We start from the raw sequence: 19,219 nt of genomic DNA on the forward strand, positions 1-19,219 counted from the left end.
GATTGAATTTTTTCCTATAACTGAAAACTTATTTTCCTACGCGATCGCTCTGTACCTGTTTACCAACTAATCTTTGCAGGAAGTTGATCACAGGCTTGCGGCTTTTGCTAATAATACCGATAGCCTCTGCTCCGACAAGCATTACGAGGAACAAAGCGACTATAATCATAATCAATCCCCACGTAGAGTCTTGGGAAATAAATACCGAGCAGACCACCGCGCTACCACCGAAAATAGCAGCAATTCCATAGATGATCAGAACGCTTGTACGATGGCTGAAGCCCATTTGCAATAAGCAGTGATGCAAGTGGCTTTTGTCCGGTGCCGAGATTGGCAGTTTATTCACATAACGGCGAAGCATGGCGAAGAAAGTATCAGATAAGGGCACGCCTAGAATCATAATCGGAATTAACAGTGAAACAACGGCAGCTTGTTTAAAGCCGAGAATCGAAAGTGTCGCAAGGGCGAAGCCCAGGAACAAGGCGCCGGAATCGCCCATGAAGATTTTGGCCGGATGGAAGTTAAAGAACATAAAGCCTGAAATACTTCCTAGCAAAATCACACAAAGTAAAATAACAGTTACGTTCCCCATCATAAGAGCAAGAATGAGAATGGTTGTTGTCGCGATACCCGATACCCCTGCTGACAAGCCATCCAGGCCGTCAATCAAGTTAATCGCATTGGATACACCAACAATCCACAATATTGTAATCGGGATACTCAACCAACCAATCGGCAAGTTCGTTTCGCCAAACGGAATATTAACTAAGTCTATTTTGAGTCCAAATGAAACAACGATACAGGCAGCAATAAGCTGTCCTAGAAGCTTCCATTTGGGGGATAATTGAAAACGATCATCCAGAGCGCCTGTGACAACAATCACAAAGCCTCCGAGCAGAAGTCCAAAAGCAGCATCTGAGTTCACAGCATCAAGTGCTGGAGAGACGACGAAGTAAGCTCCCACGAACGCGAGGAATATCGCTAATCCTCCTAAACGCGGCATAATTCGCGTATGAACCTTCCGATGGTTCGGGGCATCAACAGCTCCTACCCAGAAGGCAAATTTTTTGACCAGGGGTGTCAGCAACAACGCCATAACGCACGCAGCAATAAACCCTATCGCATATAATCCATACATGTCTTCTTCACAGCTCCTCTTGTCATGGGTGGCAGGCTGGTGACCGCCGAAATGAATTATACTCCCATTCCGTCACAAATACTACTGCTAAATTCATCTGAAATGACCGTTTTCAGCCAATTTTCAAAGATATTTTCATGGTTTTGTGACGTTCTCTTTGTCGCGCATCACTTTCACTGCGAATTTCGGTAATAGAAGCATTCTCTTATAGCGCCACGGTTCCTGAAGAAGGCGGTAAAACCATTCCAGACGTAGTTTTTGAAAAAATTTAGGTGCTCGCTTTAGCTTGCCCGAAAGCACATCAAAACTTCCGCCGACTCCCATCATTACGGGCACACCCAGTTGTTCTTTGTATTTCCCGATCCAAGGCTCTTGATTCGCTGCCGCTCTGCCTACGAGTAGCAGATCTGGTTCAGCGTCTTTAACAGCTTGGATCACTTGCGCGTCCTCAGCATCGCCGAAATAACCATCCCTTACTCCGACCAAGTTTACATTCGGATAAGTCGTGCGAATCTTCTCAGCCGCGGCTTGAATAACTTCATTAGAAGCACCTAAAAGATAGACCTTCCATGCCTTCTTCTCCCCGACCTTCATGAGTTCGTGGATTAAGTCGTAGCCAGGCACTCTTTCTGCGACAGGTTGACCAACGTGATTAGCGGCCCAGACAACACCTGTTCCATCTGGGACAATCAACTCTGCGCGCTGCATCATTTTTAGGTAAGAAGGATCGTCTTGCGCAGCCATCACCATAATGGGATTAGCCGTGATCACCTGATGCGGCTGTTTGTACTCAATGACCTTCGTTAAGTAGTCGACGGTTTGTTTCATACTCATTTTGGAGATAGGCACACCGTAAATTCGCACTTTCGGTATGACTTGCAAGGATGCCAGTGCTGCTGGCTGATTGGTAACAGAAGTCGAGCTCATTATATCTCTTCCTTATTATTGACGTTGTAAGTTGCTATTTGGTTGCTAGTTGGTGGAATGTGGATGAAAATCTATCTACTATTTCCTTTTGTAAAAGGAAATGATCCGCTGCGCGGGCAGCTGCGCTTGCGCCTTCAGCTGCTCGATGGCGGCGCTGCTCGACGCCGCCCACTGCTCGCGAGCATCGAGGAGGCCCAGCGCCTCCTCTGTAAAGGCAGAAGCATCGAAGCTAGCTGTCGATGCAGCGGCTTTCATACCAAGCCTATGGAGGAACTGGTCGATCTTCGGATCGTACGAGATCCCCACCATAGGCACGAACTGCGAGGCTGCATAAATCAAAGAATGCAGCCTCATCCCGATCAGCAGGTCGCACGCCGCGACCTGCGCCAGCATATCCTGCGGATGCGTGATGCCACGCAACATCTCCGCTCTGTTCTTATGATCGCCCAAGCGGTCGATCACGAACTGCGAGGCCACCTCATCCGAGGGGAGGTGGAAGGGCAAGAACCGCAGCTGCACGTCCGTGCGTGCTGCGAGCAGCTCTTGCAGGGACCGCGCGAGGGCTTCCAGCTCGGAGCGGTCCTCGTTCCAGAAGCGGACGGACACACCGATCGTCCGCACCTCACTACCACTAAGCGCGGCTCCAACCGTCGCGCCACCGCCTTCCACTGCATCCCGGAGGGGCAAGCCCATCACCGGGTCGGGCACGACCGTGATGCGCTCCCGCGGGAGGCGCATCTTACCTAATAAGTCCGCGGACTCTGTATCGCGGACCGACACGAACGCGCAGCGCTTGAACACGCTGCGGATCCAGCCGTAAAACATCGGCCGGCCCACCGGCCCGATGCCTTGCGAATAAATAAACGTTGGCTTCCCAAGCCATTGCGCTATTTTCAAGACAGCCAAGTAATACGGGATCGTCTTCGCGCTGGTGGCATCTTGCAATAAGCTCCCGCCACCGCTGATCAAACCATTCGATTCGCGCAAAGCACGCAACAGCGAACCTGGTTTCATCCGATGATAAGCTTTCACCCCGTACATCGCTGTTGTTTTCTCTGGATTGGCCGAAAGCACGATAGGTTCAATCTGAATGCCCTGCTCTTGACCTTGCTCCTGCAAAGCGAACAAAATCGACTGCAGTACAGCCTCGTCCCCGCTATTATCGAAACCGTAGTAGCCGGATAACGCTATTTTGACAATTGGGGCTGTACCCATCGTTTCCAACTCCTTGTGATGATTTCCCAAGCTGCAATGAGAACTAACCCGATGATTGCACCTAGCACAAGTCCGTAGAAGATACGGATTAACGAAATGTGCAGCGGTGTGTGCAGATGAGCAAACGTATCCACTAAGGAAAGTTGACCAACAACACCGATGAACAGCAAGTACACGGCATGACGGTAACGAACGGACAAATACGCACCGAGTACGAAAATCGGATGAGCGACTAGGAACTCCTTCGTCCGTGGACGTACGCCTAATGTATTTTCTAAGAAGGAACGGAATAACTTCTCAACAGAAGAAGCTTGTCCTTCATTCCCTGTACGAGACAAGTAGTAGAAGACAGCTGCAAGCCCTACGCCTGCGATCACAATCCACAACACACTTATATAGGAAGAAAGCAATCGGCGAATATTCGCGATCTTTTCCTTATACGTATTATTCTCACTAAAGAATAAGAGATACACACCAACTATGGCAATTGGTAGCAAATGCAGCATCCCAACTCCCCTAAACTGCTGCAACACCAAGGAATACGTGACATGATTCAATAGTGCTACGACATACACAATACCTAAACAAGACACGAGCGATGTTCGTAATAACTGCCACAGCCCGTAAGCCAGTCCTGATTTCCACTTCGCTGCAACACCTGATCGCACTGATCGGATGGCCAGCATAACCGCAACGCTAGGTGCACTAATCGCTGTCGCCAACGCAAGTCCTTGTGCGTACAAATTCGCCGAAAGCGTGTGTAGAGCAACTAAACCAAGCAAGCCGACAACGAAGAAAACGATCGTCAATTCAGGCAAGAAGAACGAAATCATCCATACGATCAAGCTTAGTCCGCCTAACAGTAAGAAGAATCGAGCAATCTTCTGCCAACCTGTTGTATGTACATCGAATGCCTCAGCTGGTCCTAATGTAAAGCCTACGTCTTGGATACGAGGAATCGCACCGTCTTTACCCTGTAAGGCTGCATAATAGGACGAAAGCGGGTCAACAAGCTTGCCTTTATCTAAGCTTTTCACCGGTCTAGCATTCAGAAATACCATGCGGATATTACGATCCTTCACAGCCAATACAAGCCTGTCTGACACACCTTGCACACGATCTGCAAGTTCGGCTTTCTTCAATGGCTCTGTCAGTTTCTCGCCATCTTTCTCTGTAAAAGAGTGCAGACGCACAACGTTGTAATTCGTTTGCTTAGCTAATGTACTAAATCCTTTTTGCGGCTCCTTCAATAACTCAATTGCTGCGAGTCCGATGCCGTACTTATTAAGCAGATCAGCCATTTTATTCAAATTCACTTCTGTATCTTCTTCGGTATACCCAGGGACTTCATTCCCATCCACGATGATGCGTTTGACACCAAGACCATGGAACTGCTTGAGCATAGCATCCATCTCATTGGTGTGAAACGGTCTGCGATTCGCTAACCGTACGACGATTTGGAATCCTTGCTCTTTCAGCATTTGTAACGTGATCGGATCGGGATCCATCGCCTTAATAGAAGCATCATCCGTGCTCATCTGAATGATGAGACCATTACGGTTTTTGAAGCTCCACGGCTTTACGCCTACATTCAGATCCGCAAATGTTTTCTGGATAAGCGGCTCTAGCTTCTGTTGCGTTTGATTATCTGCGAACAGAATATACGTATAGTTCTCGCTAGGATTACCAAGTGTTTGCGTCAGCATAGCCGCGTCACGAGAGTTGTACATCTCAATGCGACGGCTCTCCTTGAACTCACCCAGCGTACTTTCGTAAACAGCCATAGAGCTTATACCCGCGGCTTTCATGTTCTTTAGCTCATTGTTTACAAAGTTCTGTGGATTGGTCTGCACATCGGCAATATCCAATAAGTCGCGATAGTCAAACACGAATTCAACTTGATTCGCCGACGTTTCGGTTTGGTGACGTGTGTAGGCCAGCGGTAAGGAACACAGCATCCCCAAAATCACGATCCACCACAAAATATTTCTTAACGGGTTATTCCAGGTTTGATACAAATTCACTGGTTCGTCCACTCCTTAGAGCATCTACTTTTTTTAGTTACTTTCCATTCCCGTATACATTCGAAAACCTCTCCGCCCCCAAACGCGGGGATTACGCCCAATACATGGTAGATTTCTTATCCTGCCATGTATTAGACGAGCTATCCCTCACTTAGGTTCTGAAGAGGTTTTGTACACCTATTTGTACTATCCGTCTACACGATTAAGTACGTATTGAATGATGCCATCTAGTTGCTGTGCAGCCTCAGGTCCAGTTACTCCTTGGACTGCAAAGTAAAATTTAATTTTCGGCTCTGTGCCGGATGGACGTAAGCAGAACCATGAACCGTCCTCTAGTTTGAACTTAAGAACGTTCTCCCGAGGTAAGCCATTAATCCCTTGTGCGTAGTCCTCAACCGCGATTACACGTGTACCGCTGATCTCAGTTGGCGGATTCGTTCTCCAAGCTTCCACCATTCGGCCAATTTGTTCCACGCCGTCTTTCCCTTTAAGAGTTCTTGATTCCAGTTTTTCCAAAAAGTAACCAAAGGATTCGTACAGCTCTTGCAGCACCTCATACAAGGTCTTGCCTTGCTTCTTATAGTAAGCCGCAGCTTCTGCAATTAACATAGCCGCGATGACTGCATCTTTATCCCTTGCATAATCGCCAGCCAGGTAACCATAGCTCTCTTCATAGCCAAACAGGTAGGTATGTTCACCCGTTTTCTCGAATTGCGACATTTTTTCACCGATATACTTAAAGCCCGTTAAGGTATTCAGTGTTGGAATTCCATAGTGATTCGCGATAACTGCGCCCATCTCACTCGTTACGATCGTTTTGATCACAACACCGTTAGCTGGAAGTATTCCACGCTCTTTCATACTCGACAATAGATAGTTCACAATAATCGCACCGGATTGATTACCCGATAGCACGACATATTCACCATTCGGATCTTTCACGACAGCACCCATACGGTCAGCATCCGGATCGGTTCCGATAATGATATCGGCATTCCATTCCTTCGCTTGTGCAATCGCTAGCGTGAACGCTTCACGCTCTTCTGGGTTCGGCGATTTGACGGTAGAGAACTGTGCATCTGGCAGTTCTTGTTCAGCAACAACACGCACTTGTTCAAAGCCAACGGCCTTGAGAACTTCGCGTACCGGTATATTCCCTGCGCCATGTAGCGGTGTGAAAATCACACGGAAATCATCGCTGATTTCCTTAATGACGTCTGGATTTTGACTAACGGCCGTAACCGCCTGTATGTAAGCCTGATCAACATCATCGCCTAACCAAGCAAGAAGCCCTTGCGCTTCCGCTTCCTGCTGAGACAACTTCTTCACTTTATCAAAGGTGTTGATGCTCTGTACGTGCTCAATCACTTGCTCTGCAAACTCAGGCACCAATTGCCCACCGTCTGCACCGTACACTTTATATCCATTATATTCTGGTGGATTGTGGCTCGCTGTAACAACCACACCCGCTGTCGCGCCTAGATATCTCACGGCAAAAGAAAGCTGCGGTGTCGCATGCAGCGTCTGGAACAGATAGGCTTTAATCCCATTACCCGCGAAAACAAGCGCGGATTCCAAAGCGAACTCAGGTGACATGTGGCGGGAATCATAGGCTAGAACGATAGCTGGATTAGCCGCTCCTGTTCCGTTTACATATTGCGCTAAGCCTTGGCTAGCGCGACCAACGGTGTATACATTGATACGATTGGTACCCGCGCCAATGACCCCACGGAGACCGCCTGTCCCAAATTCAAGATCTTTATAAAAGCGATCCTCGATTTCTCTCTCATCTTCCCGAATAGCTTGAAGTTCTTGCTTCGTTTGCTCATCGACAGCTGGATCTTGGAGCCATAATTGATACTCTGTTTGCACACGCGTCATCGTCGTAGGTTCATCTCCTTTATATGTATGGGCTATTTATTAGCAAGGGCGAACATAAGCTCACCTTCGACTACCACTTTGTCGCCAACTTTAGCCACAGCTTGACCTTTAACTATGGTGCCTTTTACCCGTGTGATGGTCATTTCTAAGGTAAGTGTATCTCCTGGTACAACTTGCTGACGCCAGCGAATGCCATCTGCACCTGCGAATAAGCCGATTTTGCCTTTATATTCAGGCATGGACAATACAGCTACAGCACCAACTTGTGCTAAAGCTTCAACAATCAACACCCCCGGCATAACTGGATAGCCAGGAAAATGCCCTGCGAAGAAAGGTTCATTGATCGTAACATTTTTTATTCCTACAGCTCTAACCCCTTCTTCTACTTCCAAAATACGGTCAACGAGAAGGAAAGGCGGGCGGTGAGGAATGATCTCTTGAATTTGATTAATATCTAGCATCTTGCGTTCGTGCTCCTTTCGAATACTTGTATAAAATACAAGGGAATTACTTACAATAGGGAGGTCCCTTCATATCCTGCAGAAGTGAAGGTTCATATAAGGGGAGCTTATGTAACGGTCTGTATGACAGACCCCTACATAGGCTCTTTTTTCATTTTGTCTATAACCGTTATTTCGCTCGAGCCCCACGATTTAATAGAAGGAACTGGAAAATATAAATGAATGACGTTAAGAAAGAGACCCCGATCACATACCACAAATAGGTGATGGCAAAGTCGAATTCAAACACAATAAAGAGGATGGCGAAATAGTAGAGTACCGTTGTTAGCTTCCCCATAACGTTCGCTGGAACGGTCAGTTTGCCTCTGAAATGAAAGAAGGCGGAGCCAATAATCATGCCTGCGTCACGGATGAACATGGCCACTGCTGCCTGCCAAGGAATCATCTCCGAGATGAGGAGGGAGAGGATGACCGCAATCATCATGCACTTGTCGGCAAGTGGATCTAACATAACACCCATCGGGGTGACCAGCTTGCGCGTTCTAGCGATATAGCCATCTAGAATATCCGTTAATCCAGCTACAAGTAGAATGATGAAGGAGGTTCGGATGTAGCCATTGAAAAAAAGCACGAGGTACACGGGGATTAGTACAAACCTGCTGATCGTGAGCATGTTCGGTATATTCAAGGTACTCCTCCTGCGCCTAAGTATCCGATCCGAAACTTCAATATTTGGTAGATAAAGTCTTTCTTCATTATACAACTGCTCTTACAAAAATAAAACTCCCATACGGGAGTTCAATTAATTCGCAAAAACGAGATCGTATAAATGCCGCCATGTGCTAATATGTAAGATTTCTGATGAAGGTTGATTTCCGAGCTTCGTGTAGCCTACCCATAAACCAACATAGATCGCTACAACGGCTAGCACGGGAATACGTAAAATTTTGAAAATAAGCCATAGGATCTTCTGCCATCTCGGCCTTGGCTTCTTCTTGACTGGAGCTGGCTTGTCTGCCATCGAACCTATCCCTACCTTTCTACGATCATGCACGTAAATTGTTAGCCATGTTCATCATCTGATCAGAGGATGTGATGGCACGGGAATTCAGCTGCAATGCGCGTTGGACAATAACTAGGTCCGTCATTTCATCCGAGAGTGTCACATTCGATTGTTCAAGAAAGCCCTGCATTAAGCTAACGCGAGTCGCTTCTGTTGCAGCCACGCCGTTCACATCTTGCAAGATATTCGCTTTCTCAGCCTCAGTAATCCCCGTTGGAAGTGTGTATAAATTATCCCCCACATCTTGAAGAAGTTGCGGTCGTACGACACGCACCAGCTTGATTTGACCTAATATAACGGGTGCAGCAGCTGGATCCTGTTCATTGTAGCCTTTGATCGTACCGTCTTTCTCAACGACTGGTCGAGTCCCTGATGGTACGTTAATCGGGCTTCCATCGATATCGGAGATATAATGGCCCTCTTTCGTCGTAAGCACCGTTCCGCCTTGTCCGTCCGGCGTTAAACTGAATGCCCCGTTACGTGTCCAAGCGGGCTGAAATACTTGATTACCATTATCGTCCACCTTGCTGACAGCCACTTCAAACAAGCCATCGCCTTGAATAGCGAAGTCCGTTGTATTGCCAGTTGGCTGGATCGGCCCTTGCGCCAAATTCGTCTGAATTTGCACAAGCCTTGATCCCCAGCCTTGGTTAAAACCGAGTGGCGAGAAGCGACCTTGCTGACGGAACCCTTCAGGTTGTGCTTGTACATTGGTCAACACATCCTCGAAGGAGGCTTCCTTCTTCTTAAAGCCGTTTGTATTCACATTTGCTATGTTATTGGAGAGAATATCCAGCTTTTGCTGTAAGCTGTGCATGGATACCGATGAGTTGATCATGGAATTGTTCATGGCTGGCTCCTTCGCAAGCTAGATTTAGACGCGCCCTACTTCATTTGCTGCTTTGTCCATACTTTTATCATACGATTGGATCACTTTCTGATTCGCCTCATAGGCGCGCAGCGCCGACATCATATCCACCATGGATTGCGCGGAATCCACGTTCGATCGCTCGATAAAGCCTTGGCGCACTTCAACTTGGTCACCTAGTGCTACTTGCGAGATCGTCGCTTCATCTCCTGGATTAATACGTAATAACCCATTCCCCTCGCGGAGCAATAGATGCGGATTCTCTGCACGTGAAAGCATCAAACCTATCGGAGCACCTGCTGCATCTAGAATCGGGCGTCCATCGCTATCCATGAACTCGCCCTTAGCCGTTACTTTGAAATTGGAGATCGGCTGCCCGGCTCCATCCAACAAAACTAAGGGTTGTCCATCTCGGCCCAATACTTGTTCGCCATTGGCATTAACAAGCTGACCTGCTGCATCGACAGTGAACTTCCCGTTTAAAGAGTAACGTTGCTCGCCATTCGGGTTCAAGACGGTAAATAGTGCCTGCGGTTGGAACGTTCGCTCCCCTTCTGCATTTACGTATTTACCCGTTGTATCAAATGTAATTCCCGGTAGTTGAATATTGGAAACCAATGCGAAATCGAAGGGATTCTGCGTTTCCTGCAGATCACCTTGGGTGTGGACGGAGATACTCTCCTCCGAGAACACACCTAAGCTCATCCTCCCAAGCGGTGCTGGAGAGGCACCTTGTCCACCGCGAATCGTAGAGATCAGCATTTCTGGAAACGAACGCGACAAGGCATTACCCTGTTTAAAGCCTGGAGAATTCAAGTTAGCAATATTATTCGTTATGGTATCGTGTCTGCGTTGCTCAGAAATCATCCCTGCCGCCGCGGTATACAGTCCTCTTAACATCTAGTCACCTCTTAGATAGGTTGTTATTTCATCATTAAAATTTACGTTTGGTTACTTTATCTAAATTATCCAACATAATGCCTGTGCCTTTAACCACACAAGACATTGGATCTTCAGCGATAAGTACAGGTACTTTCAACTCATCCGCAAGCAGTTGATCAAGACCATGCAACAATGCGCCGCCGCCTGTCAGAATAACGCCACGGTCAATAATGTCCGCAGACAACTCAGGAGGTGTCCGCTCAAGTACGCTCTTCGCCGCTGTGACGATGGAGTAAACTGGATCCCATAACGCTTCCTGTACCTCACTGGAGTGAATTGTAATTGTCAATGGAAGTCCAGAAACCATATCTCTTCCGCGAATATCCATCTCTTGATCACGCCCATGTGGATATACCGTTCCAATTTTCAACTTAATATCTTCACTTGTCCGTTCACCGATCAACAGCTTGTACTTATTTTTGATATACTTCGTGATCGCGATATCGAACTTGTCGCCCGCAATCTTGATGGAAGAGGAGGTGACGATGTCGCCCATGGATAACACGGCAACATCCGTCGTCCCTCCGCCAATATCAACAACCATGTTACCGCTAGGTTGGAAGATGTCCATACCAGCGCCAATTGCCGCCGCCTTCGGTTCTTCTTCCATGAATACCTCTCGGGCACCGCTGCGCTCAGCTGCTTCACGAATCGCTTTCTGCTCAACTGAGGTAATGTTGGTAGGGGCGCAGATCAGTATTCTCGGATGAGAATACCAATTCTTGCCCCCAATTTTGGCAATGAAATGCTTCAACATCATTTCCGTAATATCAAAATCCGCGATAACACCATCCTTAAGAGGACGAATCGCAATAATGTTACCAGGTGTTCTACCTACCATGCGGAAGGCTTCTTCTCCAACAGCCAACACACGTTTCGTATCACTTTCAATCGCAACTACGGATGGCTCATCAAGCACAACTCCGCGACCTTTTACATGAATAAGCACATTTGCCGTGCCGAGATCTATTCCAATATCCTTGCTGAACATTTCTAATTAATCCTCCCTAAACCTACCGTCCATCCCGTGAAGAATCGGCGCTCTGATATACAGTTCTAATTATAAGCTAAATTCGCTATAAATGCATGTTTTCCTCTTTTTCCGTGAAATTTCGACACGCCCAGTTAAAGGAAACACAGGAAACATCTCGGGATGAAGGGTATCTTAGGACTTAACCGTAACCAAGACCTCGGAAAGCTTAGGATTACGGGTCTTACGATACTTAATTTTCGTCGCTTCTCCTCCCCTAAGGTGCCGAATTGACTTGTGATACTCCAAAATGTGTTTCACCTGATTGGCCAGGTCCGGGTTGATTTCCGGTAGTCTTTCCGTCAAATCCTTATGCACTGTGCTTTTGGAAACGCCGAATTCCTTAGCAATGGTGCGAACCGTATTCTTGGTCTCGACGATACAGGTACCAATCTTAATGGTTCGCTCTTTGATGTAATCGTGCACTCCCCTCGCCTCCCTACTCGAGATAGTTTGGTAAAGTATATGAGGGGCATGACTAGATATTCTACGTAACCAAGCCTGACAAGCTCATTTCCCATATTTATTTTCAAAATAATCAAAGAAAATCAGCTTTAGGCGCCTTTACGGGTCAAATGTTCAATAAAAATGTGAAAAAGCAGCAGGTATATACCCGCTGCCGTTCACAGTATGTAGGCCTTAGCCTCATGTATCGCAATGCTCGAAATGCTGCTTATTGCTTCACGTTCAAGAGGGTTTCTGGGTTAACGGCTGCATTGTCGCTAACTTGACGTACTTCAAAGTGTAAATGCACGCCATCTTCCTTCTCAAAATCGTTGCTGCCAGCTTTGGCGATGATATCGCCCTTCTTCACTTCTGCACCCTTAGTTACCTTCACATCAGATAAACTTTGGTAAATACTGATCAATCCGTTGCTGTGTGTAATCTCAACTAGCTTACCAACAACAGGGCTTTGCTCAACCGCTGTAACTTTACCACCTAGTGCCGCTAGAACATCAAATGCTGCGCCATCTTTGGCTTTCAAGTCAATTGCTGTGTGCGGTGTCAGTTGATCGAGGTATTCGATCATTGCCGCTGCTTTCACATCATTGGATGCATTCGTGTCATAGTAAGGAATTGCCACATCGACAGCAGCTCTGTCTTTCACAGGCCATTGCATGGCTTCTGTGGTTCCGTTAACCGCGAGAGCCCCATCATGTGGTGCTTTCGGATTATCGGTTTGTTCGCTACTGCTAACCTTAAGACCCGGATCTTCTAGGCTGACTGTTTTCGTTCCTGCTCCCTGGTACACCCACATTAAGGTTAAGATAATTGCTGCTGCTGCCACATACGTCGCTGGGAATACCCATTTCTTAGCAAGCAACCTCTTCCATGCAGATGTTGGACCTTGTGCTCCTTGAACAGTTTTAGGAGCTTCTTCTTTCTGAAAACCTTTGTTATTATCACTCATGGTTATCACCTCATCAACCATTCTTGACACTTTACAAGGTTTTATACTTACAGAAAGATATTTTTATAGAAACATTAAAAGTTTATGATTTGCCCAGAAAAGAAGCTGCATTTTCAATAGAGATGCCCGTGTAATAATAGGTTACGATCTCCTCCGCGGTTTTCCCTTCTTTCGCCATACCATTGGCGCCCCATTGGCTGAGACCTACTCCATGGCCGTATCCGAACGTAGTAATCGTGATTTGAGAGCCCGCCCATTTCCAAGCGAATTGAGAGGATGCTAGACCCAACTTCTCTCTTACTTCGCGTCCTGAGAATACCTTGCCTCCTATCGTCATGCTTTTAATACGATGTCCGGTAGACCAAGAGAGTACTTTCATGCCCTTGGCACTGGTATCTGTCGTTGAGATACTAGCTACACCTAACTTCTGAAGCATCGTCTTATAGCTAATCGTGACACTTTCTTGATAGCGAGAGGAGAGCTTAATATCCCACGGACTAGGCACGCTGCGTAAATAAGGGCTTGCGAACGGCCAATATTCTTCTGAATTCTCGGTATACCCATTGCTTGTAGAGAAAAATGTCGCGTTGATCGGTACATGTCCAAACGTAAGTATCTTATCTTTGGTCTCATTGACGGCTCTATCAATCTTGGCCATATTCGTTTCGTACTTGGTCTTGTCCCACTTCGTTCGAAGCTCTTGATCCGTTAGATAGGCTTGATGGGCTGTCGTGTCTGTCACTAGTGCATCATTCACGGGCATATTGCTATGATCCTTCTCTATGACTCTACGCACAACATAGGTTCTTGCCGCCATCGCTTGCGCTTTGAGTGCCTCTAACTCAAAATCTACGGGCATTTCGGCAGCCAGCACACCTCTTACATACTGTTCTAGTGGAACGGTCTGCACGACTTCCTGCTTCGTCAAATACACGGGAATCATCAAACCTTGCCCCGCGCTAGTCTCTTGCAAAGTTGTGCCTTCGATGGGGATCGGGTACACCTCGTCGGTCGGAATCTTCTTGACTAGCAATCCAGGCACGATGATAGTGACACACAACATGGAAGATAAGCAAACAGTCATCCACAGGATGACTTCTTTTCTGAGCACGCGTTTCTTTTTAAACATATGTCTGAGCAGCCTCCATAAGCGCGTTTACTAGCAGCAATTTTGGTATGTCTTAGCTTATGAGAGGGGTTGCTAGAATAGAACACGAACGAGGCTGGTAAGTAGTTGATAGGTATCTGATATGCTCCCCTGCCAGCTGCGGGTTAACTGGAAAACCTCCATCTATTTTCCCCGTAAAGGCCCGAAATCTCCAAATAGATGGAAAACTTACAGGTAAAATCACCGCAATCGGCCATATCAGTGAAATCTCGCTAGATTAACTACAGGAAATCCAGTTAGTTGATTTTAAGCGAGAAAAGTGGCGTAATTAACTGTAGTTTTTACAGTTAAATATGCGAGAGGGTTATTTTACTTTTCATAGGAGCAGGAAGAGAGGATAGGAGTAGTGTAAAGTCTAGCTTCGAGGTAGGAGTAGAAGTAGGCTTGGAGGGAGAGGGAGACGTAGAAATAGGTGTGAAAATAGAGGTCAAGTTAGGTATAGGAGTTAATCAAAAAAAGAACCATCAGGTCCGTTCCCTGATGATTCCTCTTGTCTTACGCTAGCGTCGGCTGGATATTGAAAAATCCAAGCTCCGCCACTTCTTGCTCAATTTCTTGTGGGACCGAGCGATAAATATCGGCACCTAGTTCACGCAGAACGTCGGTGATATCGACATAGCCACGATCAATGTGGTGAACACCCGTGATCTCCGTCTCACCCTCAGACGCCAATGCCGCGAGAATGAGCGCTGCACCAGCACGCAGGTCTGTTGCACATACCTTGGCACCACGCAGTTTGGAGTTACCGCTTACGATCGCTGTGCGACCGTCCACTTTAATATTTGCATTCATATTCGCGAATTCTTCAACATGCATGAAACGGTTCTCGAACACCGTCTCCGTTACAAGGCTCGTTCCGTCCGCTACCATCAACAGTGCCATCATTTGCGACTGCATGTCGGTTGGGAAGCCTGGATACGGCAACGTTTTCACGTCTACCGCGCGCAACGGACCTGTAGCTCGAACGCGAATGCCGTTCTCATCTTCTTCGATCGTAACACCCATTTCCTGCATTTTGGAAATGACAGGACGAAGGTGGTCTCCAATCGCGCCCTCCATATACAGCTCACTGCCTGTAATGGCTGCAGCGATCATGTATGTACCGGCTTCTACGCGATCTGGAATCACCGTATGTACGCAACCACGAAGCTTCTCTACACCCTCAATACGAATAACCCCCGTTCCCGCACCGCGGATTACAGCGCCCATCGCATTCAGATAGTTAGCCAAATCAACGATTTCCGGCTCTTTTGCCGCATTTTCAATCGTTGTCGTGCCTTCTGCAAGCGTTGCAGCCATCATAATGTTCTCGGTTGCACCTACGCTGGCGACATCCAAGTAAATCTTGGCACCCTTCAGGCGCCCTTTCACTTTGGCTTCGATATAGCCTTGACCTAGTTCAATATCGGCACCCATCGCTTCAAAGCCTTTGAGATGCTGGTCAATCGGTCTTGTGCCAATCGCACAACCGCCTGGAAGCGAAATTCTCGCTTGACCCAACCTAGCTAACAAAGGACCCATCACGAGGAAAGAGGCTCTCATTTTACGGACTAGATCATAGGAAGCCTCACAGGTATTAATCTGCCCAGCTCTTACTCGAATCACCTGACGGTTATATTCGACTTCAATTCCTAAGCTTTGTAACACTTTATTAATGACTAGTACATCGTCAAGGGGAGGCGCATCATGGATGACGCTTTCACCTTCCGACCCCAGAATGGAAGCCGCAATAATCGGCAGTACCGCATTTTTTGCTCCGTTGATTTTTACATTGCCAGCTAGCTTTCGGCCACCGCGGACGATAATTTTGCTCATCATGGTCCCTCCGCGCACTTATTTTAAAAGACAGGTTTTGCACATTTCCTAAGTTTATCATTTGGAGCCACATAGATACAACTGTGTTCTTTTGGCAGTCAGAGATGCCCTACATAGAGTTCGAAGCGTCATGTGATTTTCATTCCGTTCTATTATCCATTGTTGACAACAAACTTCTGCATTATTCGGAAAATCGCATTAAAACATCTTGCTGAAGCTCATCGAGAGACCTAAATACTGAATGAAAAACCCTGCAACCAGCTGCCCGAGTCCGATCGAAAGTAAAATTTGCAGCATAATCGCTTGTGCGCCTTTGGGGTTTCGCAGCAAAACATCAAAGCGGAACGCTTGCAGCGACCACCATGCCAACCCAATGCAAAGAATATAGACAGCTATACTAGCCATATTCATCCATGACGCATATTGCGCCACTTCACTCCATTTGTCCGTCTCGCCCATAGGTCACTCCTTTTCGATTTTACCGATTTACGACTCTAGCCAGCAAAGTCACAAATTCAGCCCGTGTTGCCTGATCTTCTGGATGGAAGGTACCATCGGGAAATCCGCTGACCCAGCCATCTGCCGCCATCTGTTTGAGGATGCCTAAACCCCAGTAAGATTCACTCACATCGCTAAAAGGTGTATTGCCTCTCAGCTTCCCTGTCATATTCATACTCCGCGCAAGCATTTGCGTCATTTCCATACGGGTTAGCTTGCCATCCGGGTTAAACGTTCCATCCGGGTAACCATCTACGATAGAGGCTTGAACGGTTTTGGCTATATCCGCGTAAGCCCAATGTGAAACGGCCAAATCGCTGAATCGCAAATCCTTGCGCTTCGATAAACGCAAAGCACGGGATAGCACGGTAGCTGCTTCAGCCCTTGTAATGGATTGATTCGGTGCAAAACGATAATCCCCATAGCCGCTAATCATCCCTTGCTCGGTAAGCTGGCTAATGGCATCTTGTGCCCAATGTCCAGCAATATCAACATAACCACTGACCAGCCCATAACTATTCAACTGCAAGCGATACATCTGACTCATAAACCACTGATTCGCCTGGAGTTTAATATAATACGTTCCTTCGGGCAACGGCTTCTCGAAATTAAGCTGACTCGAACCACTGTCACTACGATAGGTGCCTTGTTCCTGTAACGAATTATTATACAACGTAGCATACAACGTACGTGAGGTAGGAATATTCGTCAATCTGATTTGGGCCAGACTATCGGAAGTCAATCGGAACTCGAACCAATCCACATCTTCATTTTTACTAAAAACACCTTCATACCCTGCATTCATCGCAACAAATGTAGCTTGATACGATTTGTCATTCGGCTCGTTTGCGTCAATCAATTTAGGCGTATATTCAATCTCTAACGTGTATTCACCCGTAATCGGTCCGGTATAATCCTTCACATTACTAACACGAATATAATATTGGCCAGGCAGTACTTCCATCTGGGAACTCACTTCCATACCGCCATCGCCAGCCTGATCGATCGTCGTCGACTTCTCCCCCTCTTTCTGAAAAAGAAGCATAGGATCGATCCGCCCCGTATCCGTCGATAGTCTAAGGCGCATCGTGCCCGAGTGTTCAAGCGTCATTGCGAACCAATCGATGTCGTCTGTTTTATGAAACGTACCTCGAATGGTCTGACTGCGTTCTGGCAATGTAAAAGCTTTATACTGCTTATCATTATCCTCAAAAGGATCGGTATAAATAATAAAATCCGTTTGCAACGTGTAATTCAGCAGGGTCTTGCGTGCTCGATCAACATTCTCCAACTGCACATAAGTAATGCCTTTGGTCACAGCCACAGTGAATGACTGTTTTCCTTCATCAGTACCACTTACTGCATCGAAGCTCTGTCCTGAATCGAACTTCACACGAATACCTGCCCCATCCTCGGGCTTTACGACTAACTGAATGTAACCGTCATACGCTGCATCAATCGCATACCAGTCCTGATCCTGCCCCGAGCTGAGGTTCGCTTTGACTAACGTATGATTAGGAAGCGAAGCAGCCTGACTTACAACATCATTCGGCTCGAAGCGATCTTGCTTATAAGGCTCCGTCAGTGCCTTTTCGATATTCAGTAAGCCGTAACCCGTTTTAGCGTCCCAGCCTTTGGACATTAAGTCCGTAGCTGTTTGCTCGATCTGTGAGCGCACCTGATACGCCGACATTGCCGGATATTTCCCCCAGATCAGCGCAGCTGCAGCTGCCACTTGCGGCGCAGCCATTGAGCTTCCATCTTGGTATTGGTAGCCACCGCCAAGCGCCGCCGTATAGACGTCCCAAGGCGCCATAATATCGAGCTCTGGGCCGTAATTCGATCGTGGATCAGCCTGTTTATTGATGCTCACACCACCAACAGAAAGTACAGTCGGATACGCCGCGGGGTATTTCACACTCGTGCTTTCATTACCAACAGCGGCGACGAGTAAGACATTACGGTCCTCTGCGTATTGCACAATACCTGCCAGATAATCCGAGTATTTATTCAATCCCAGGGAAAGGACTACGATTTTCGCCCCGTGGTCCACGGCATATTTAATGCCTTCACCCAGCTTGGCTTCGCCGCCAGTTCCATCTGCTTCAAGCGCCTTGATTGGCATAATTCTGGCATTAGGGGCAATTCCCGCGATGCCTTTATCGTTATTAATCGTAGCGGCAATCAAGCCGGCTACGTTCGTTCCATGTCCATTATCATCATAAGGCTTCTTCGAAGCCTGCAGCAAGTTCACACCATCCACTAAATTGCCAGTTAAATCTGGATGTCCAAGGTCAACGCCTGTATCAACCACGGCGACGATGATCGGCGTATGGGAATCACCTGCCGCAGCCCATGCTTGATCAACGCGAATCATATCCAAATAAGTTTGCTTCACTCTCATGGGATCCGAAGACACCGCATAAGCCGCATCTACGTTAGGCACGAAACCCGTTAGTCCTAAGACTAGCATTGTCATCAATATCATGGGGCCTACGTATCGAAAATATGTCATCACATCAGGTCCTTTATCCCAAAATAAATCTCTTTGTCATTTACTTACCACATAAGAAAGGTATACGTTTTCGGTGTCCGAAAACAGCTTTGTTAATGGCGATAAAACTTACATCCTCCTGGGGTCCCCACAAAGTAATCGGACTTTGCTTCGAAGATTATCGTCACTTTGTGGGGTGGAATAGCGGTCGCTCATCTTCGAGGTGCCTCGATAAAAGTTTTCTCATATATCTATACCATATTAAACATCTTCTCGATACCTAT

17 protein-coding genes are annotated in these 19,219 nt (G+C 47.1%); all 17 read right to left on the reverse strand.

All coding sequences use genetic code 11. The annotated features are described in order from the left end of the window. Positions 1–28: 28 nt before the first annotated feature. The 17 genes from GC096_RS22400 to GC096_RS22480 all read right to left on the reverse strand — a co-directional run bounded on the left by GC096_RS22400 (position 29) and on the right by GC096_RS22480 (position 18,956). Positions 29–1,138 carry a glycosyltransferase family 4 protein gene (locus GC096_RS22400; protein WP_056611602.1) on the reverse strand — a complete coding sequence of 370 codons (1,110 nt, stop codon included), beginning with the start codon at positions 1,136–1,138 and terminating at the stop codon, positions 29–31. Positions 1,139–1,273: 135 nt separating this feature from the next. Continuing rightward, positions 1,274–2,065, reverse strand: a complete 792-nt coding sequence (locus GC096_RS22405) for a WecB/TagA/CpsF family glycosyltransferase (RefSeq protein WP_171633336.1) — start codon at positions 2,063–2,065, stop codon at positions 1,274–1,276. A gap of 78 nt (positions 2,066–2,143) precedes the next feature. Next, complete coding sequence (csaB, locus tag GC096_RS22410) at positions 2,144–3,280, reverse strand: polysaccharide pyruvyl transferase CsaB (protein WP_171633337.1); 1,137 nt, start codon at positions 3,278–3,280, stop codon at positions 2,144–2,146. Next, the gene (locus GC096_RS22415; RefSeq protein WP_246302906.1) at positions 3,253–5,238 is read right to left on the reverse strand and encodes a DUF5693 family protein; all 1,986 of its coding nucleotides are present in this window, start codon (positions 5,236–5,238) and stop codon (positions 3,253–3,255) included. Before GC096_RS22415 ends, csaB begins: the two co-directional genes overlap by 28 nt. Positions 5,239–5,490: 252 nt before the next feature. Next, on the reverse strand, positions 5,491–7,185 hold the full coding sequence (locus GC096_RS22420; RefSeq protein WP_171633340.1) for a phospho-sugar mutase: 1,695 nt from the start codon (positions 7,183–7,185) through the stop codon (positions 5,491–5,493). Positions 7,186–7,217: 32 nt separating this feature from the next. Further along, complete coding sequence (fabZ, locus tag GC096_RS22425) at positions 7,218–7,646, reverse strand: 3-hydroxyacyl-ACP dehydratase FabZ (protein WP_029195635.1); 429 nt, start codon at positions 7,644–7,646, stop codon at positions 7,218–7,220. A gap of 169 nt (positions 7,647–7,815) precedes the next feature. After that, positions 7,816–8,334, reverse strand: a complete 519-nt coding sequence (locus GC096_RS22430; protein ID WP_246302894.1) for a CDP-alcohol phosphatidyltransferase family protein — start codon at positions 8,332–8,334, stop codon at positions 7,816–7,818. Positions 8,335–8,448: 114 nt separating this feature from the next. After that, a complete protein-coding gene (locus tag GC096_RS22435; RefSeq protein WP_171633342.1) occupies positions 8,449–8,667 on the reverse strand; it encodes a DNA-directed RNA polymerase subunit beta in 219 nt (72 codons plus the stop codon). 25 nt (positions 8,668–8,692) lie between these two features. After that, positions 8,693–9,559, reverse strand: a complete 867-nt coding sequence (locus tag GC096_RS22440; RefSeq protein ID WP_171633343.1) for a flagellar hook-basal body protein — start codon at positions 9,557–9,559, stop codon at positions 8,693–8,695. Positions 9,560–9,583: 24 nt separating this feature from the next. Next, positions 9,584–10,477, reverse strand: a complete 894-nt coding sequence (locus GC096_RS22445) for a flagellar hook-basal body protein (RefSeq protein ID WP_171633345.1) — start codon at positions 10,475–10,477, stop codon at positions 9,584–9,586. 34 nt (positions 10,478–10,511) lie between these two features. Then, positions 10,512–11,510, reverse strand: a complete 999-nt coding sequence (locus GC096_RS22450; protein ID WP_056611625.1) for a rod shape-determining protein — start codon at positions 11,508–11,510, stop codon at positions 10,512–10,514. Positions 11,511–11,684: 174 nt separating this feature from the next. Further along, positions 11,685–11,975, reverse strand: coding sequence for a sporulation transcriptional regulator SpoIIID (spoIIID, locus tag GC096_RS22455; RefSeq protein ID WP_057313422.1), 291 nt, complete (start codon positions 11,973–11,975; stop codon positions 11,685–11,687). A gap of 247 nt (positions 11,976–12,222) precedes the next feature. Then, positions 12,223–12,960, reverse strand: coding sequence for a M23 family metallopeptidase (locus tag GC096_RS22460; protein ID WP_171633346.1), 738 nt, complete (start codon positions 12,958–12,960; stop codon positions 12,223–12,225). 82 nt (positions 12,961–13,042) lie between these two features. Further along, complete coding sequence (gene spoIID, locus GC096_RS22465) at positions 13,043–14,089, reverse strand: stage II sporulation protein D (protein ID WP_171633348.1); 1,047 nt, start codon at positions 14,087–14,089, stop codon at positions 13,043–13,045. Positions 14,090–14,623: 534 nt separating this feature from the next. Then, positions 14,624–15,943 carry a UDP-N-acetylglucosamine 1-carboxyvinyltransferase gene (gene murA, locus GC096_RS22470; protein ID WP_171633436.1) on the reverse strand — a complete coding sequence of 440 codons (1,320 nt, stop codon included), beginning with the start codon at positions 15,941–15,943 and terminating at the stop codon, positions 14,624–14,626. A 198-nt stretch (positions 15,944–16,141) separates the two neighbouring features. Beyond that, positions 16,142–16,402 carry a DUF1146 domain-containing protein gene (locus GC096_RS22475; RefSeq protein ID WP_246302895.1) on the reverse strand — a complete coding sequence of 87 codons (261 nt, stop codon included), beginning with the start codon at positions 16,400–16,402 and terminating at the stop codon, positions 16,142–16,144. Between the two features lie 19 nt (positions 16,403–16,421). Continuing rightward, on the reverse strand, positions 16,422–18,956 hold the full coding sequence (locus GC096_RS22480; protein WP_246302896.1) for a S8 family peptidase: 2,535 nt from the start codon (positions 18,954–18,956) through the stop codon (positions 16,422–16,424). Between the last annotated feature and the right edge of the window lie 263 nt (positions 18,957–19,219).

Origin of the sequence: Paenibacillus plantarum (genome assembly GCF_013141695.1) — a bacterium.
In the GTDB taxonomy this organism is placed as follows: Bacteria; Bacillota; Bacilli; order Paenibacillales; family NBRC-103111; genus Paenibacillus_E; species Paenibacillus_E plantarum.

What these genes read in the sequence shown, in the direction of transcription:
- GC096_RS22400 (WP_056611602.1), bottom strand. Translation starts at nt 1,138, where the DNA reads ATGTATGGATTATATGCGATAGGGTTTATTGCTGCGTGCGTTATGGCG.
- GC096_RS22405 (WP_171633336.1), bottom strand. Translation starts at nt 2,065, where the DNA reads ATGAGCTCGACTTCTGTTACCAATCAGCCAGCAGCACTGGCATCCTTG.
- csaB (WP_171633337.1), bottom strand. Translation starts at nt 3,280, where the DNA reads ATGGGTACAGCCCCAATTGTCAAAATAGCGTTATCCGGCTACTACGGT.
- GC096_RS22415 (WP_246302906.1), bottom strand. Translation starts at nt 5,238, where the DNA reads ATGCTGTGTTCCTTACCGCTGGCCTACACACGTCACCAAACCGAAACG.
- GC096_RS22420 (WP_171633340.1), bottom strand. Translation starts at nt 7,185, where the DNA reads ATGACGCGTGTGCAAACAGAGTATCAATTATGGCTCCAAGATCCAGCT.
- fabZ (WP_029195635.1), bottom strand. Translation starts at nt 7,646, where the DNA reads ATGCTAGATATTAATCAAATTCAAGAGATCATTCCTCACCGCCCGCCT.
- GC096_RS22435 (WP_171633342.1), bottom strand. Translation starts at nt 8,667, where the DNA reads ATGGCAGACAAGCCAGCTCCAGTCAAGAAGAAGCCAAGGCCGAGATGG.
- GC096_RS22440 (WP_171633343.1), bottom strand. Translation starts at nt 9,559, where the DNA reads ATGAACAATTCCATGATCAACTCATCGGTATCCATGCACAGCTTACAG.
- GC096_RS22445 (WP_171633345.1), bottom strand. Translation starts at nt 10,477, where the DNA reads ATGTTAAGAGGACTGTATACCGCGGCGGCAGGGATGATTTCTGAGCAA.
- GC096_RS22450 (WP_056611625.1), bottom strand. Translation starts at nt 11,510, where the DNA reads ATGTTCAGCAAGGATATTGGAATAGATCTCGGCACGGCAAATGTGCTT.
- GC096_RS22460 (WP_171633346.1), bottom strand. Translation starts at nt 12,960, where the DNA reads ATGAGTGATAATAACAAAGGTTTTCAGAAAGAAGAAGCTCCTAAAACT.
- spoIID (WP_171633348.1), bottom strand. Translation starts at nt 14,089, where the DNA reads ATGTTTAAAAAGAAACGCGTGCTCAGAAAAGAAGTCATCCTGTGGATG.
- murA (WP_171633436.1), bottom strand. Translation starts at nt 15,943, where the DNA reads ATGAGCAAAATTATCGTCCGCGGTGGCCGAAAGCTAGCTGGCAATGTA.
- GC096_RS22475 (WP_246302895.1), bottom strand. Translation starts at nt 16,402, where the DNA reads ATGGGCGAGACGGACAAATGGAGTGAAGTGGCGCAATATGCGTCATGG.
- GC096_RS22480 (WP_246302896.1), bottom strand. Translation starts at nt 18,956, where the DNA reads ATGACATATTTTCGATACGTAGGCCCCATGATATTGATGACAATGCTA.